The 15,752-nt window shown below is 58.5% G+C and carries 16 protein-coding genes; 6 read left to right on the forward strand and 10 right to left on the reverse strand.

Annotated elements, in window-relative coordinates:
* Positions 1 to 12: 12 nt before the first annotated feature.
* The 3 genes from lysA to argH are packed head-to-tail and all read right to left on the reverse strand — an operon-like array spanning position 13 to position 2,818.
* Complete coding sequence (gene lysA, locus JHX88_RS18890) at positions 13 to 1,278, reverse strand: diaminopimelate decarboxylase (protein ID WP_076527331.1); 1,266 nt, start codon at positions 1,276 to 1,278, stop codon at positions 13 to 15.
* Complete coding sequence (locus tag JHX88_RS18895; protein WP_176011477.1) at positions 1,278 to 1,415, reverse strand: hypothetical protein; 138 nt, start codon at positions 1,413 to 1,415, stop codon at positions 1,278 to 1,280. The genes lysA and JHX88_RS18895 overlap by 1 nt, the downstream gene beginning before the upstream one ends.
* On the reverse strand, positions 1,412 to 2,818 hold the full coding sequence (gene argH / locus JHX88_RS18900) for an argininosuccinate lyase (RefSeq protein ID WP_076527380.1): 1,407 nt from the start codon (positions 2,816 to 2,818) through the stop codon (positions 1,412 to 1,414). The genes JHX88_RS18895 and argH overlap by 4 nt, the downstream gene beginning before the upstream one ends.
* Positions 2,819 to 2,839: 21 nt before the next feature.
* Here argH and JHX88_RS18905 point away from each other — a divergent pair, with 21 nt between their 5' ends.
* Positions 2,840 to 3,388, forward strand: coding sequence for a TlpA family protein disulfide reductase (locus JHX88_RS18905; protein WP_176011476.1), 549 nt, complete (start codon positions 2,840 to 2,842; stop codon positions 3,386 to 3,388).
* Here JHX88_RS18905 and JHX88_RS18910 read toward each other — a convergent pair.
* A complete protein-coding gene (locus JHX88_RS18910) occupies positions 3,363 to 3,941 on the reverse strand; it encodes a DNA-3-methyladenine glycosylase I (protein WP_076527330.1) in 579 nt (192 codons plus the stop codon). The genes JHX88_RS18905 and JHX88_RS18910 overlap by 26 nt on opposite strands.
* A gap of 98 nt (positions 3,942 to 4,039) precedes the next feature.
* Between JHX88_RS18910 and JHX88_RS18915 the strand changes: the two genes are divergently transcribed.
* The 3 genes from JHX88_RS18915 to phbB all read left to right on the forward strand — a co-directional run bounded on the left by JHX88_RS18915 (position 4,040) and on the right by phbB (position 6,976).
* Positions 4,040 to 4,855, forward strand: coding sequence for an EAL domain-containing protein (locus tag JHX88_RS18915; protein ID WP_272848108.1), 816 nt, complete (start codon positions 4,040 to 4,042; stop codon positions 4,853 to 4,855).
* Between the two features lie 133 nt (positions 4,856 to 4,988).
* A complete protein-coding gene (locus JHX88_RS18920) occupies positions 4,989 to 6,161 on the forward strand; it encodes an acetyl-CoA C-acetyltransferase (protein ID WP_076527329.1) in 1,173 nt (390 codons plus the stop codon).
* A gap of 89 nt (positions 6,162 to 6,250) precedes the next feature.
* Positions 6,251 to 6,976, forward strand: a complete 726-nt coding sequence (gene phbB, locus JHX88_RS18925) for an acetoacetyl-CoA reductase (RefSeq protein WP_076527328.1) — start codon at positions 6,251 to 6,253, stop codon at positions 6,974 to 6,976.
* 83 nt (positions 6,977 to 7,059) lie between these two features.
* Here phbB and JHX88_RS18930 read toward each other — a convergent pair whose 3' ends face one another.
* Genes JHX88_RS18930 through JHX88_RS18940 form a run of 3 tightly spaced genes read right to left on the reverse strand, consistent with a single transcriptional unit; the run spans position 7,060 to position 8,245 of the window.
* Positions 7,060 to 7,224 carry a YdcH family protein gene (locus JHX88_RS18930; protein ID WP_076527377.1) on the reverse strand — a complete coding sequence of 55 codons (165 nt, stop codon included), beginning with the start codon at positions 7,222 to 7,224 and terminating at the stop codon, positions 7,060 to 7,062.
* A 60-nt stretch (positions 7,225 to 7,284) separates the two neighbouring features.
* Positions 7,285 to 8,043, reverse strand: a complete 759-nt coding sequence (locus JHX88_RS18935) for a tRNA1(Val) (adenine(37)-N6)-methyltransferase (RefSeq protein WP_076527327.1) — start codon at positions 8,041 to 8,043, stop codon at positions 7,285 to 7,287.
* Positions 8,036 to 8,245 (reverse strand): putative signal transducing protein, encoded by a 210-nt coding sequence (locus tag JHX88_RS18940; protein ID WP_076527326.1) that lies wholly within the window; start codon positions 8,243 to 8,245, stop codon positions 8,036 to 8,038. Before JHX88_RS18940 ends, JHX88_RS18935 begins: the two co-directional genes overlap by 8 nt.
* Positions 8,246 to 8,321: 76 nt before the next feature.
* Here JHX88_RS18940 and JHX88_RS18945 point away from each other — a divergent pair, with 76 nt between their 5' ends.
* Positions 8,322 to 9,323: a polyprenyl synthetase family protein gene (locus JHX88_RS18945; protein ID WP_076527376.1), complete on the forward strand. Its 1,002-nt coding sequence runs from the start codon at positions 8,322 to 8,324 to the stop codon at positions 9,321 to 9,323.
* Between the two features lie 87 nt (positions 9,324 to 9,410).
* On the opposite strand, the gene JHX88_RS18950 is transcribed toward JHX88_RS18945, so the two are convergent.
* Positions 9,411 to 10,742: an ammonium transporter gene (locus JHX88_RS18950; protein WP_076527325.1), complete on the reverse strand. Its 1,332-nt coding sequence runs from the start codon at positions 10,740 to 10,742 to the stop codon at positions 9,411 to 9,413.
* 353 nt (positions 10,743 to 11,095) lie between these two features.
* Between JHX88_RS18950 and JHX88_RS18955 the strand changes: the two genes are divergently transcribed.
* Positions 11,096 to 13,402 (forward strand): transglycosylase domain-containing protein, encoded by a 2,307-nt coding sequence (locus JHX88_RS18955; protein WP_076527324.1) that lies wholly within the window; start codon positions 11,096 to 11,098, stop codon positions 13,400 to 13,402.
* A 247-nt stretch (positions 13,403 to 13,649) separates the two neighbouring features.
* Here JHX88_RS18955 and JHX88_RS18960 read toward each other — a convergent pair whose 3' ends face one another.
* Positions 13,650 to 14,750, reverse strand: a complete 1,101-nt coding sequence (locus tag JHX88_RS18960; RefSeq protein ID WP_076527323.1) for a flagellar basal body P-ring protein FlgI — start codon at positions 14,748 to 14,750, stop codon at positions 13,650 to 13,652.
* Positions 14,747 to 15,721 (reverse strand): flagellin, encoded by a 975-nt coding sequence (locus JHX88_RS18965; protein WP_176011475.1) that lies wholly within the window; start codon positions 15,719 to 15,721, stop codon positions 14,747 to 14,749. The genes JHX88_RS18960 and JHX88_RS18965 overlap by 4 nt, the downstream gene beginning before the upstream one ends.
* Between the last annotated feature and the right edge of the window lie 31 nt (positions 15,722 to 15,752).

Here is a 15,752-nt window from a genome sequence, read left to right on the forward strand (position 1 = left end):
CCCTGCGCCGCGTCAAAGCCATTCCGGGATGGTATCGCGCGCCAGCATTTCCTCAAATGTCGGTCTTGCCCTGATGACGGCGAATTGATCGCCACTGACCAGAATTTCGGGCACAAGGGGTCGGGAATTGTATTCCGACGCCATGACCGCACCATAGGCACCAGCCGAGCGGAATGCGACCAGGTCCCCGGAGGCCAAGGCGGGCAGTTGAGTGCCCTTCTGGAAGGTATCCCCCGATTCGCATACCGGCCCGACCACGTCGAAAGCGCGGACATCGGCCCCAAGGGCAGGTTCGGTCACTGGCACGATATCATGATGCGCGCCATACATGGACGGGCGCAGCAGGTCGTTCATCGCCGCATCCACGATCAGGAAATCGCGACCCTCACCCTCTTTCAAATAGATCACCGAGGTCAGCAGAACCCCGGCATTGCCGACGATATTGCGGCCCGGTTCGATCTCGATCTCGCAGCCCAGATCCCCCACGGTATCGCGGATCACCTGCCCGTATTCGAGCGGCAAGGGAGGGGCATTGTTGTCGCGGCGATAGGGAATCCCCAATCCGCCGCCCAGATCCAGCCGCGTGATGGAATGACCTTCGGCACGCAAGGCACGGGTCAGTTCCGCGACCTTGCGATAGGCCAGCCGGTAGGGTTCCAGATCGGTTAGTTGGCTGCCAATATGGACGTCAACGCCAACTACGCGCAAGCCGGGCAGACCTGCCGCCTCGGCATAAACCTCGTGAGCGCGAGAAATAGGGATGCCGAACTTGTTCTCGGATTTACCCGTAGCAATCTTTTCATGAGTCTTGGCATCCACATCCGGGTTCACCCGGATCGCCACCGGAACCTCGACCCCCATCGAGACGGCCAGCTCCGACAGGGCCCGCATCTCGGGCTCGCTTTCGATGTTGAACTGGCGGATACCACCCTCGATGGCCTGCCGCATCTCGACCAGTGTCTTGCCGATGCCCGAGAACACGATCCGCTCTCCCGGAACGCCCGCCGCCCGCGCCCGCGCGTATTCCCCGCCCGAGACGACATCCATCCCGGCGCCCATATCGCCCATCAGCTTGAGAACGGCGAGGTTTGAATTCGCCTTGACCGCGAAACAGACCAGATGACCGGTCCAGTCCAGCGCCTGCCGGAACAGCCCGAAATGCCGCGTCAGGGTTGCTGCCGAATAGACATAGACCGGGGTGCCTACCTCTGCCGCAATACGCGACAGAGGCACCTCTTCGGCATGCAAAGCGCCGTCGTGGTAATTAAAGTGATCCATCAGAGTTCGGTGACGGCTCCGACCGTCGCATGACCGCTAATGGATAGATTGGGGTTCTTTTCGACCGGGCGTTCGGGCGGACCATCAACGCCGCAAGCGGTCACGGCGAGTATCGCAAACAATGCCAAGAATTTCATGCCAGTTTCTCCTTCCAACGCGCAATCTGCGCGCGAACCTGATCGGGTGCTGTCCCGCCATAGCTTTGCCGCGAAGCGACGGAATTGTGAACACCAAGAACAGAGTAGACCGATTGATTTATCGCCGGATTGACCGACTGCATCTCGGTCAGCGACAGATCGTCCAGATCGCAGCCCTTTTTCTCGGCCAGCGCAACGAGCGAACCGGTCACATGATGCGCCTCACGAAAGGGCAGCCCGGCCTCACGCACCAGCCAGTCGGCCAGATCGGTCGCGGTCGAGAAGCCGCTTGATGCCGCCGCCTCCATGTTCTCGCGATTGGCGCTCAGATCCGACAGCATCCCGGCCATCGCGGCCAGTGCCAGCATCAGGTGGTCGGCCGCGTCGAATACCTGTTCCTTGTCCTCCTGCATGTCCTTGGAATAGGCCAAGGGCAGCCCCTTCATCACCGTGAACAGCGCCACCGTCGCCCCCAGGATCCGACCGATCTTGGCGCGGATCAATTCGGCGGCGTCGGGATTGCGCTTTTGCGGCATGATGCTGGACCCGGTGGACCATTTATCCGACATCGACACGAAACGGAACTGCGCCGAGGACCAGATCACCAGTTCTTCGGACAATCGCGACAGATGCACCGCGCAGATCGAGGCCGCAGACAGGAATTCCAGCGCGAAGTCGCGGTCACTGACGGCGTCGAGGCTGTTGGCCATGGGCCGGTCAAAGCCAAGCTCCTGCGCCGTGGCGTCGCGGTCTATGGGATAGCCCGTCCCGGCCAAGGCGGCAGCACCCAGGGGAGATTCGTTCATCCGACGGCGGGCGTCCTGGAACCGCGACAGGTCGCGCCCGAACATCTCGACATAGGCCATCATGTGATGGCCCCATGTGACCGGTTGCGCAGTCTGCAGATGGGTAAAGCCCGGCATGACCCAATCCGCCCCCGCCTCTGCCTGCGACAATGCAGCGCGGATCAGCGCACCCAGCCCTTCGATTGCCGCATCACATTGGTCGCGCACCCATAGCCGGAAATCCGTTGCCACCTGATCATTGCGCGAACGCCCCGTATGCAGGCGCCCCGCCGGTTCTCCGATGATCTCCTTCAGCCGCGCCTCGACATTCATGTGGATGTCTTCCAGCGCCGTCTGGAACGGAAAATTGCCGGCGTCGATCTCTGACAAGACCGTGAGGAGCCCTTCCCCGATCGCGCTTGCATCGTTATCGCTGATGATGCCTTGCGCGGCGAGCATCGCGGCGTGGGCCCGGCTGCCCCGGATATCCTGGGCGTAGAGCCGCCGGTCGAATCCGATCGAGGCGTTGATCGCCTCCATGATCGCATCGGGCCCGGCGGCGAAGCGCCCGCCCCACATGCTGTTGGCGGCATCCTTGTTTTCGGGCCGGTCGGTCATTGTCAGTCCTTCGGAGGTCAAATGCTGCGTTCTGTTCTGCTTTATACGGCACTGGTTTTAGGTGCAAACGCCGCCTTCGCGGGCGAAGTCGATTGGGACGCTGTCAAAGAGGGCGGGCTGGCCAAGCTGGTGCCTTCCGAAGATGCGCCCGCCTTGCCCGATACGACTTTTACGGATCCGAATGGCAACACTCACAGCCTGGCCGATTACGAGGGCAAGGTCATTCTGGTGAACTTCTGGGCCACATGGTGCTATCCATGCCGTGAGGAAATGCCCTCGTTGGATGCCCTCCAGACCGAACTGGGCGGAGAGGACTTTCAGGTCGTGACCATCGCGACCGGCCGAAACCCGCCCGAGAAAATAGATAAATTCTTCACGGAAACAGGTGTCGAGAACCTGCCTGTCCTGCTGGACCCCAAGCAAAAGCTGGCACGTGACATGGGCGTTGTCGGTCTTCCGGTCAGCGTGCTGATCGACCGCGAGGGCAAGGAAATCGCCCGCCTCGTGGGCGATGCGAATTGGTCGAGCGATGCCGCAACAGAGGTCATCCGCCAGGTGATAGCGCCCTGACATCGGCATGCCGCGGGCAGGTGGTGATATGGTCATTCACCATCCCAGTGGCCTGCATGAATGCATAGGTGATGACCGGCCCACAGAAATTGAACCCACGCTTTTTCAGCGCCTTGGACATGGACGCCGATTCGACAGTATCGGTCGGCACCTCTGCCATCGTCGCAAAACGATTCTGAACGGGGGTGCCGCCTACGAACGACCACAGGAACGGTGAGAACCCCTCGCCTTCCTCGATTTCAAGAAAGAGCCGCGCTCCGCGGACCGTTGCGGCAACCTTGCCGCGATGGCGGATGATTCCCGGATTCTGCAGCGCCTTTCCTATTCGCGCCTCATCCCACCGGGCCACCCGCTCGGGATCGAAATCCTCGAATTCCTCGCGGAACCCGTCACGCTTGCGCAATATGGTGATCCAGCTGAGGCCCGCCTGAAAACCGTCCAGCACCAGTTTTTCCCAAAGGGCGCGGGCATCATATTCCGGTACACCCCATTCCGTATCGTGATAGGTGACATAAAGCGGGTCCTCGCCGCACCAGCTACATCTCGTATCCATGCGTTATTAACCCCGAGTCCAGATTTTCTGCCCGTTTGCGCCAAGTTAGGCGAAGATGGCGCGAGTGCAAGACAATCTATCTGGAAGAAGAGGCAGACGTGAGTGACGCGATCTCCCCCAAAGGTTCACCACTGGACTATGTGATCAGCCAGCAGGACCGCATCACCCTTTCCTCGGTACATACCGCAGTCGAAAAGGGTCGTGGCCTGCTTGCCTATCAGCCGATCGTCCAGACCAGGCAATCGCGACAGGTCGCATATTACGAGGGGCTGATCCGAATCATCGACGATAGCGGTCGTATCGTGCCGCTCAAAGATTTCATGCCAACTGCGGAAACGACCGAATTGGGACGGCAGATTGACTGCCTGTCGCTCTCCCTGGGCCTACAAGCACTGTCCGAGGTTCCAACGCTGCGACTTGCTGTAAACATGTCCGCAAGATCTATCGGCTACCCTGAATGGAACCGCATCCTACGCGAAGGCATGAATAGCGATCCGCATGTCGCAGAGAGGCTGATTCTTGAAATCACCGAAAGTTCGGCAATGGAGCTGCCTCAACAGGTAGCTGAATTCATGCGGGAAATTCAATTGCGCGGCGTCAGCATGGCTCTCGATGATTTCGGGGCCGGCTATACGTCTTTCCGCTATTTGCGGGATTTTTGTTTCGACATGATCAAGATCGACGGTCAGTTCATACGCCGAATTTCCGAACATCCCGATAATCAGGTGCTGACACGTGCGCTGCAATCTATCGCATATCATTTCGACATGTTCACTGTCGCAGAATCGGTGGAAACTGCGGACGATGCTGCCTTCCTGATCGAAATGGGGATCGATTGCCTGCAGGGATATTATTTCGGTGCTCCAACCATCGCCCCGCCATGGAAAGCACCGCCCTCGATGGCACAGCGTTGATCACAAAGAGATTTGGGCAAGCCTCGGATACTAGCGGAATGAGCATCTGGTTGATTAACTTGACGCCAAGGCATGAAACCGCATTCTAAGTCCGATTCGCCGAAACCCCGGCAACGATCGGAAGGAGCCCGACATGACCAAAGCCGTAATCGTATCCGCCGCCCGTACACCGGTGGGCAGTTTCCTCGGCTCGTTCGCCAATGTGCCCGCACATGATCTGGGGGCAGCCGTCCTTAAAGAGGTCGTTGCCCGCGCTGGCGTCGATCCGGCAGAAGTCAGCGAAACCATCCTCGGCCAAGTCCTGACGGCCGCTCAGGGTCAGAACCCGGCGCGCCAAGCGCATATCAACGCCGGTCTGCCCACTGAATCCGCGGCGTGGTTGATCAATCAGGTCTGTGGTTCCGGCCTCCGTGCTGTCGCTCTAGCGGCACAACAGGTAATCCTCGGCGATGCCGATATCGTCCTGGCTGGCGGTCAGGAAAGCATGTCGTTGGCGACCCATGCGGCCTATCTTCGTTCAGGTCAGAAGATGGGCGATATGAAAATGATCGACACCATGATCCGCGACGGGCTCTGGGACGCCTTCAATAATTACCACATGGGTCAAACGGCCGAGAATGTGGCGGAGAAATGGTCCATCAATCGCGATCAGCAGGACGAATTTGCCGTCGCATCGCAAAACAAGGCCGAAGCGGCCCAACAGGCTGGGAAATTCGACGACGAAATCGTCGCCTACACGGTCAAGACGCGCAAGGGCGATACGGTCGTGGACAAGGATGAGTATATCCGCCACGGCGCGACGCTGGACGCGATGCAGAAACTGCGCCCGGCCTTCGCCCGCGACGGTTCGGTCACAGCAGCGAACGCCTCGGGGCTGAATGACGGCGCCGCCGCCGTAATGGTGATGACTGAAGAAGAAGCGAATCGCCGGGGTCTGACGCCTCTGGCCCGGATCGCATCCTACGCGACGGCGGGCCTTGATCCCGCCATCATGGGTACCGGCCCGATCCCCTCGAGCCGGAAGGCACTGGAAAAGGCCGGCTGGAAAGTCGACGACCTGGACCTGGTTGAGGCCAACGAAGCCTTTGCCGCACAAGCCTGTGCTGTAAACAAGGACATGGGCTGGAATCCCGACATCGTGAACGTGAATGGCGGTGCCATTGCAATCGGTCACCCTATCGGCGCATCGGGCTGCCGCATCCTCAATACCCTTCTGTTCGAAATGAAGCGTCGGGACGCCAAGAAAGGTCTCGCCACGCTCTGTATCGGTGGTGGCATGGGTGTTGCCATGTGCCTCGAACGTTAATGGTGAAAATTCTGCGCGCAATCATCTTGCGCGCATGACTTCAGTTCGATAGCAATATTTCAAGCAAACTCGAGATACAGGGGGGATGAATGGCAAAAGTTGCATTGGTTACCGGGGGATCACGCGGCATCGGCGCGGCGATTTCAAAAGCATTGAAAGCGGCAGGATATACCGTTGCGGCCAATTATGCTGGCAATGACGACGCGGCAAATGGCTTCACTGCGGAAACCGGGATCAAGACCTATAAATGGTCGGTCGCCGATTACGATGCCTGCGCCGCGGGCATCAAGCAGATCGAGGAAGAACTGGGACCGGTTGATGTGCTGGTCAACAATGCCGGCATCACCCGCGACGCGATGTTCCACAAGATGACCCCGCAGCAATGGAAAGAGGTTATCGATACGAACCTGACCGGGGTCTTCAACATGACTCACACGATCTGGGGCGGCATGCGTGAGCGCAAGTTCGGCCGGGTCATCAATATCAGTTCTATCAACGGGCAGAAAGGTCAGGCCGGGCAAGCGAATTACTCTGCGGCCAAAGCGGGAGACCTGGGCTTTACCAAGGCGCTCGCCCAGGAAGGTGCCCGGGCGGGCATCACTGTCAACGCGATCTGCCCCGGCTATATCGGGACCGAGATGGTTCGCGCCATCGACGAGAAGGTGCTGAACGAGCGTATCATCCCGCAAATCCCGGTGGGCCGTTTGGGCGAACCTGAAGAGATCGCCCGTGCCGTGGTTTTCCTGGCCTCCGACGATGCGGGCTTCATCACGGGCTCAACCATCAGCGCGAATGGCGGTCAGTTCTACGTTTGATCTGCAAGCCGGTATCGGTCAATCAGCAAGGCCCGCGCCAATGGCGCGGGCCGTTTTCATTTCAGCGTCACTGCTTGGCAGGATCAGTGCGACAGCCGGGAAATTTCCTCTTTGAGGCGAAGCTTTTCACGTTTCATCGCGGTGATCTCCAGATCACTGGTCCCCGGGCTCTTCTGTGCCTTCTCGACGGCATCTGACAGAACCTGGTGTTTTTTGCGAAGTTCTTGAACGTGGGAAGCAACCGACATCGCGTCCTCCTCTATATGTGTGTCGAACATCTGGGATTGCAGCACAGAACTCTGATTCTGTCACGAATCTTTCGCAAAATACTGAACCATCGACGCTCCCTCGCGGAGAACAGCCGATGCTGCATCGGAAAAATCCTCTCCATCCCTCATGTGGCGGTCGCCGCCATGCATCACGAAGGGCGCCAACAGGCGTAGCGGCGTGCGGGCACCCTTCCGCGCAGTCAGGATAATGCGTCCAGCCTCGCGGTCCTTGCGGGCAGCGATGGGCAGGATTGTGACCGCACCCGCACGCCCCGACAGGGCCATTACAATAGCGTCCAGCCGATCCGCACGCTGGATGATTGTCATCATTCCACCCGGGTTCAGTCGGCGAAGCGCCGTATCGATCCACTCAGCCAAAGGAGTGTCCTCTTGCCGCGACAGATTGCGGCCGGCATCGGCGGCCCGAGTTCCCGTCATGAAATAGGGCGGGTTGGCGATCACGTGATCGAAACTTTGCTGCCGCAACTCGGCGGGCATGGTAGCAAGCTCTCCAGTCAAGACATGAAGCGGGACATCATTATGCGCAGCGTTCCGACGCGCCAGCTTCGCATAATCCCCTTGCCGCTCCAGCCCGGTCAGGCGCACGGACGGAACCCGCCAGCCCAGGCAAAGACTGGCAACTCCTGCGCCGCAGCCCAGTTCCAGCACAGCCTCCCCCGGTTCAGCGGGACAGGCTGCGGCCAACATAACCGCATCGGCCCCCGAACGATAACCGTGGGCGGGTTGCGTAATCCGCAAGCGCCCGCCAAGGAACCCATCTTCACGCAGTTCACTCATCCAGTCCCGCATCACGCAAGATGCTGCGGGCCATGAATTCGTCGCGGTCCGCAACCATCAGCCGCCGCGGCAGGATGCCGATCGAGCCATCCAGAACGCTCATATGCCGATCCAACTCGAAGGCAGCTATGCCTTCATGCTCCAGCAAGCTGACGGCACTGGATATTCGGACGGGATCGGTGCTGCGAAAAAGCTCCTTCATCGTTAAAAGGATATGTGGCGGTTGCGCAATTGTCGATGGCATGGCAATGCGTTGGTCCAGAAATTGGGGTATGGCCATGGGTGTGAACGAAAACGTTCTGAAGCCGCTGGACCGGCTTGCGTCGACATTATCGGCCGAGATGGAAGCGGTGAACGCGCTGATCAGTGAGCGGATGTCCAGCCGCCATGCGCCGCGCATCCCCGAAGTCACCGCTCACTTGATCGAGGCCGGGGGCAAACGGTTGCGCCCTATGCTGACGCTGGCGGCGGCGAAAATGCTGGATTATCCGGGTGAGTATCACATCCACCTCGCCGCGACGGTCGAGTTCATCCATACCGCCACGCTGCTGCATGACGATGTTGTCGATGAAAGTCGTCAGCGGCGCGGGCGCCCCACGGCCAACCTGCTGTGGGACAACAAGTCGTCGGTATTGGTCGGTGATTATCTGTTTGCCCGCAGCTTTCAGTTGATGGTCGAGCCCGGCAATCTGCGGACGCTGGAAATTCTGGCCAATGCCAGTGCGACGATTGCCGAGGGCGAGGTTCTGCAATTGACCGCTGCCCAGGATCTGGCGACGGATGAAGAGATCTATCTGCAAGTGGTCCGGGGCAAGACGGCGGCCCTGTTTTCCGCCGCGACCGAGGTGGGCGGCGTTATCGCGGGCGCTCCGCAAGATCAGGTGCAGGCGCTGTTCGACTATGGCGATGCCTTGGGAATCGCGTTTCAGATCGTCGATGACCTGCTGGATTATGGCGGCGCGACCGAAACCATCGGGAAGAATATCGGTGACGATTTCCGCGAACGGAAATTGACGCTTCCGGTCATCAAGGCCGTCGCGAAAGCCGATGCCGAGGAACGCGCGTTCTGGTCGCGCGCCATCGAGGCTGGAGATCAGCGGGATGGGGATCTGGAACACGCGCTGACACTGCTTGCCCGGCATGGCGCGATGGAAGCGGCACGGGCGGATGCATTGGGTTGGGCTGGACGCGCCAAAGCCGCGCTTGCGGTGCTGCCGGACAATCCGATCCGCGAGATGCTGTCGGATCTGACCGATTTCGTCGTCAGCCGGGTCGCCTGACCTTTCCACCGCTTTCGTTATATCCAAACGGAAGGGCGGGCCGATTTCTCGGCCCGCCCCTCTCCGGGAAGAGACTGTTGATACCCGTTATTTTGCCTGTACGAAGTCCGGATAGGCTTCCATCCCCATTTCCGAAATATCGAGCCCGGTGATTTCGGCTTCCCGGTCAACGCGGATACCCATCGTCATCTTGAGGATCGTCCAGATCACGAAACTGATCACGAAGGTGAAAACGCCGATGACGACGATACCGATAAGCTGGGTGATATAGCTGGCATCAGGATTCGAGGCCGGAACGATCAGCGTGCCCCAGACACCGGCAACGAGGTGGACCGGGATCGCGCCGACCACGTCATCGATCTTGAACTTGTCCAGTAGCGGCACCACGAAGACCGCAATTGCGCCACCGACGGCCCCGATCAGGATCGAGCCGAAGATCGACGGGAAAAGCGGCTCGGCAGTGATCGCGACCAGCCCGGCGAGGGCTCCGTTCAGCACCATCGTAAGATCGATCTTGCGATACATGATCTGCGTGACGGCGATTGCAGCGAGCGCACCGGCCGAGGCGGCCATATTGGTATTCACGAAGATGCGGCTAACATCCGCTGCATCATTGACCGTGCCCAGAGCCAGCTGGGAACCGCCGTTGAAACCGAACCAGCCCAACCACAGGATAAAAGTTCCCAAGGTCGCAAGAGCCAGGTTCGAGCCCGGCATCGGCTGCATGCGTCCGTCGGCGCGGTATTTTCCGTCACGCGCGCCCAGGATGATCGCACCTGCCAGAGCGGCGAACCCGCCGGTGGCGTGAACCAGCGTGGAGCCCGCGAAATCCGAGAACCCCATCTCGCTGAGGAAGCCACCGCCCCACTGCCAGCTTGCTTCGATAGGATAAATTATGCCTGTCAGCAATGCGGTGAAGATCATGAAGGGCCATAGCTTCACCCGCTCGGCCAGCGTGCCCGATACGATCGATGCCGTGGTTGCGCAGAACATCAATTGAAAGAGAAAATCGGATCCGGCTGAGTAGCCTGCGGACACATCGCCGGCACCGACCGGGTCAAGTGTCACTGGGCTGAAGATCGATCCGATTACTCCCGACACGGTCCAGCCATCCCCCGGATACATCAGGTTGTAGCCGATCAGCCAATACATGATGCCAGCAATAGCGAAGAGCGAAACATTCTTGAAAAGCTGTGTCGTCACATTCCTGGATCGGACAAGCCCGGCCTCCAGCATCGCAAAGCCCGCCGCCATCCACATGACGAGGAACCCCCCGATCAGAAATAGCAATGTGTTGAATATATAGCTCACATCCGCGCTGACCGCGGGAACTGCATCCGCGGCGACGGTATCCTGCGCGACGGCAGGCAGGGCAATCGACATTGCCAATGCCGCGATTAACGGGGGAGTTTTTCTCATGTCATTCACCTGTCTGCGTTTAAAGCCGCCGGACCGGCTGCCTTCCGCATCGTGATCGACAATCTGACGCCGTTTCGACAAGGCTGTGGACATTTTATGGCCAGTAGATACGGGAAATGCCTATTTTAAAGGCATAAATATCCCGATATGCGCCCGAATTATGCAGGATTCATTTTCCAAGCACGGTGTACTGCTCGATCGTTTTGCAATAGTCGCAGGCTCCGGGTTGATAAAGCCACAAGCAATCGATCACGGATTGGTCAGCACAATTCCATGTTCAAAACTTCTCATGTATGCTGTCAGCTTAATTGGCCGCGATCAATCGGCCGCACAGCGAGCAGGCAAAAGCAGGTATGAAAAGACCAACCGGCACTCCAAAGCGCACGGGCCGCAGCCCGGTTGCCGACAAGCGTAACCAGCCCCCGGCCAGCGCACCATCCAAGGTGCGCCGCAAGACTGGAAAGCGTGGACGTCAGACTCGGAAGGGGAATGTCCTGCTGCGCGGTATTGCCGGCACAGTCAGCCTGATCTGGCGAGTGCTATGGGGTTCCATGTGGCGACTCGCCATGGTCATGGTGCTCATCATGGGCGCTGCGACAGCCTATTATTATAGTGGCCTGCCCGAACCTGAAGATCTCTTCGATGCACGGGCACGCGGCTCGGTCACGATGCTTGACCGCAACGGCAAGGTATTCGCATGGCGCGGCGAAACTTTCGGTACTGTCAACAGCGACCAGATCGCCCCGGTGCTGAAGCACTCGGTCATCGCGACCGAGGATCGCCGTTTCTATGGCCATTTTGGGGTCAGCCCCCGTGGCATTGCGGGCGCCGTCAAGATCAACCTCGCCGAGGGCCGAGGCCCGCTTGAAGGCAATGGCGGCTCGACCATCACGCAGCAGGTCGCAAAACTTCTTTGCCTTGGTGAATCCTTTGACCCGATCCGGTGGGAAAACGAAGCCGAGTTCGAACAGGATTGCCGGGTCTCCAGCCTGTGGCGGAAGGTCAAGGAGGTTCCCTTCGCGTTTGCGCTCGAAGCGAAATACTCGAAGGACGACATCCTCAACATCTATATGAACCGCTCTTACCTGGGTGCCGGAGCGCGCGGTTTCGAGGCGGCCAGCCAGCGGTACTTCAACAAGCCTGCATCGGACGTGAATGCTGCGGAATCCGCGATGCTGGCCGGGTTGCTGAAGGCGCCCAGCTATTTCGCGCCCACAGCGAATCTCGAACGTAGCCAGGGCCGGGCCGGGCTGGTTCTGGATCTGATGCATGAGCAGGGCTATCTGGACGACGAGCAATTCGCCGAGGCAAAGGCGCATCCTGCCGTGCTGTCACAGGCCGCAGCCGAGCGTGCAGGGGGATATTTCGCCGATTGGGTAATGGATACCGGCCCCGGTTTTCTGACCAGTGAAACGACCGAGGATGTCACGCTCAAGACCACATTCGACCAGCGCATCCAAAAAGCCGCTGAGCAGGCGCTGAAGCGCATTTTCGACGAGAAGGTAAAAGACGGCAGCAAGGCCGAGGCCGCTGTCGTGATCATGTCGGCCGATGGCGCTGTCCGGGCAATGATCGGTGGACGCGACACAACCGTAAATGGCGCCTTCAACCGGGCCATTCAAGCCAAACGGCAGACTGGCTCCAGTTTCAAGCCATTCGTCTATGCCGCCGCGCTGGAAGCCGGTTACTCGCCATCCGACATCGTACAGGACGGACCGCTGACCATCCGCATTCCCGGCGGTAAGCCATGGTCGCCAAAGAACTACACCCGCCGCTACTATGGGTCCGTGACATTGACCGACGCGCTAAAGCGCTCGCTGAACACGGCGACGATCCGCCTGCAAGAGGCGGTCGGACGCGACGCGGTCAGGCGCGTGGCACATGATTTCGGCATTGTCAGCAACCTGACGACCAGCCCTTCGCTTGGTCTCGGGGCGTCCGAGGCAACCTTGCTCGAATTGACCGGCGCCTATGCGGGAATTCGTAACGGCGGTACATCGGTCGCGCCTTATGGTCTGATCGAATTGAACATCAGGGGCGATGAGCAACCGCTCATGGGACAGCTTGGTGGCTTCGGCGAACGTGTCGTCAGTCAACGCGCGGCCGGTCAGTTGATCTATATGCTGCAACAAGTGGTTCAGTCGGGGACCGGCACACGGGCCAAGCTGGGCGATCGGCCGGTCGCAGGGAAAACCGGCACGACCAGCAGTTATCGCGATGCTTGGTTTGTCGGGTTCACCGAACAGTATGTCGCCGGCGTCTGGATGGGCTACGACGATAACACGCCGTTGTCCGGAGTGACCGGGGGTGGGCTTCCAACGGAAATCTGGCAAGCGGTGATGTCGGATATTCACGAGGGCCTGCCTGTGCTTCCACTGTCCACCGTTTCGCCCGATGGTAGCGGCATTATCGTCTCCAGCGGCGGCAATACGCCCAAGGTGATAACCTCCGGTTCGCCCGATGACCCATTGGCAGCCGCCTTGGCCGGGGCAATGCAGGATGCCGAAAGCCGGCAGCAGGGGGAAGATCAGGGAGGACGGGTCGTCACGGCACCTACCGAGGTCACCGGAAATGCACCTCAAAACGAAGGTTCCTCGACTTCATCCAGTTCAGATGACGCGCTGAGCCGGGCACTAAACGGTATTTTGGGAGGGAATTGAATATCATCTGAGACCATGTTGAGAGTGGGATTCAACAAGCCTTGGCACGGCCGGGACATTTTGCTGATGCCACTCACCAGGCCGGTTCACCGCAACATTCAGGAAAACGGATCATCTGAGATGACGAACGAACGTCACGAATAGACCGAGGAAATCATGTGGGATGTCCAAGGATCGCAACAGGATACGGATTACGATCGTGGCTAAGGCATGATCTGGCCCCATGATCCAAGGCACCACAAATATTCTACTCGACGATCAAATCTGCATGCAAAGCGCCCGCAGCATGTATGGATTTCAGAATATCGATCATTCCTCGCGGAGGCACCCCGAGCGCATTGAGACCATCAATCAAATCGCTAAGTGAAGCCTCGCCACCCACTTCAGCAAATCCTATCCCGGGCTCTTCTCTCAATTCGGCAAATGATCTTGGCAACGTGACGGTTTCACCATCAGCAAAAGGGTTCGGTTGAGACGCCTGCGGAGCTTCGCTGACTCGCAAGGTCAAGTTACCTTGCGATACCGCCACATGTGAAATGCGGACATGCTCGCCCATGACGATCGTACCGGCCTTGTGATCGATCACCACTTTCGCACGATCCTCCGGTTCGATCTTCAGGTTTTCGATCCTGCCCAGAACCCGCGCAGGATTGATCTGACCAAGCTTGCGAAACTCGACTATGATAGTTCCACTATCTTGCATCACCGCGATACGATGACTGAAATCGCGGTTGATTATATCCTCGATCCGCGCCGCTGTTGTAAAATCCGCGTTTCGTAGAGCAATTCGAATGTTTTGGATTTGCGAGAAGTCAAAAGCCACCTCACGCTCTACCCGTGCACCCCCCAGGATTTTACCTCCCGTCGGGACTCCCTCGACAACGCGCGACGCCTCGCCCGCAACGGCCACTCCACCCGAAATGATCGGCCCTTGCGCAACCGCATAGATGTCGCCATCAGCGGCTTTCAAGGGTGTCATGACAAGCGTGCCACCCAGCAAACTTTGCGCATCACCGATGGCTGACACACTGACATCAATACGGCTGCCGGATCGTGCGAAGGGCGGCAAGGCTGCAGTCACCACCACAGCCGCAACGTTTTTGGATCGTAGGGCATCATCCGTCACATTGATTCCCAATCGTTCCAGAAGCCCGGCAAGCATTACTTCGGTAAAGGGAGCGTTGCGAAAACTGTCTCCAGTACCGTCCAGGCCAACTACGAGGCCATAGCCGACCAGATCATTGCCGCGAACACCATCGAAATCCGCTATATCCTTGATGCGAACCGGCGCAGCGGCAGATGCCGTGGACAACACCAGCAACATGAACAACGCGACAAGCTGTTTCACCGCAAATATTCCGTCAGGTTCAGCTTAGACAGGCGCGCTGTTAAAGTATAAAGAGTTTCCAATTGGCTTTCAGTCTCGGTCAACGCAACCGATGTCTCGTAGGGATCGACCTGCCTTATGTCATTTCTTGTCCTCTGCAATATCGAGAGAGACGTAGTATTTTTAATGCCTTGTACTTCAAGGCCCTTTTGCCTGATGCCAATCCTCGCCATGTAAGCAACTAATGCAGGTTCATTGCCGGACGCGATCTCCCCTCCCCTGCGCATCATCGTAAGCTTTTTGTCATATTGATCTTCGGCGACGCCTCTTCCGGCCAATGCTGTCAAAGCCACGCCTTTTAGCAAATTACGGATCGCCGGATCCGCAGCACTTGCCCCCAGCTCTATATAATGGCTTCCGGATACCCTGAGCCGACGGACATCATCCAAGGTTCCTTTATACGCGACATCGCTAAACCCGCCACTTCCGGGCAGAGCGTCGAACCAATCAAATACTTTACCAGAGACCTCGTCGGCTGAAGCCAAACCCTCCGTGAGTTCCTCAAGCTTATCCAGAATCTCCTCAGCAGAAATCAAGGGAGGTTGATCGATTGCGAGCCCCGAAAACAAATACTGCCCACCATATTCAAGGTTCAACCGTGACACCATGGTCGTCAATGCCTGTTCGGCTTCCATCACATATGCATCGAGAGCCTTTGGATTTGCTGGTACGGGCGATGCCAAAATTGTGGCTGCAAGCTTGCTTGTCACGTCGTGCACCACACCGAGTGCCTCTTGCTGTTCATTGGTTTGGACCGCCGCTTCCTTCACATTCCGCTGATATTGCTCGGTCAGGGTCAGCCGTGTTTCTATATCGTTCAGTATGCCTGAATTTCCCCGCAAACGCTGTCCAAGATCTGCCACCTCACCGCTGGCTATCTCTTGGGTCAGCACATGCAGTGCTGACCTGAGACGCGCAGTGTTGGATCGCATCGCAAAGGCTCTAGCCTGATCTCCTATCGAG

The sequence above is a fragment of the Paracoccus saliphilus genome (genome assembly GCF_028553805.1).
GTDB classification, from domain to species: domain Bacteria; phylum Pseudomonadota; class Alphaproteobacteria; order Rhodobacterales; family Rhodobacteraceae; genus Paracoccus; species Paracoccus saliphilus.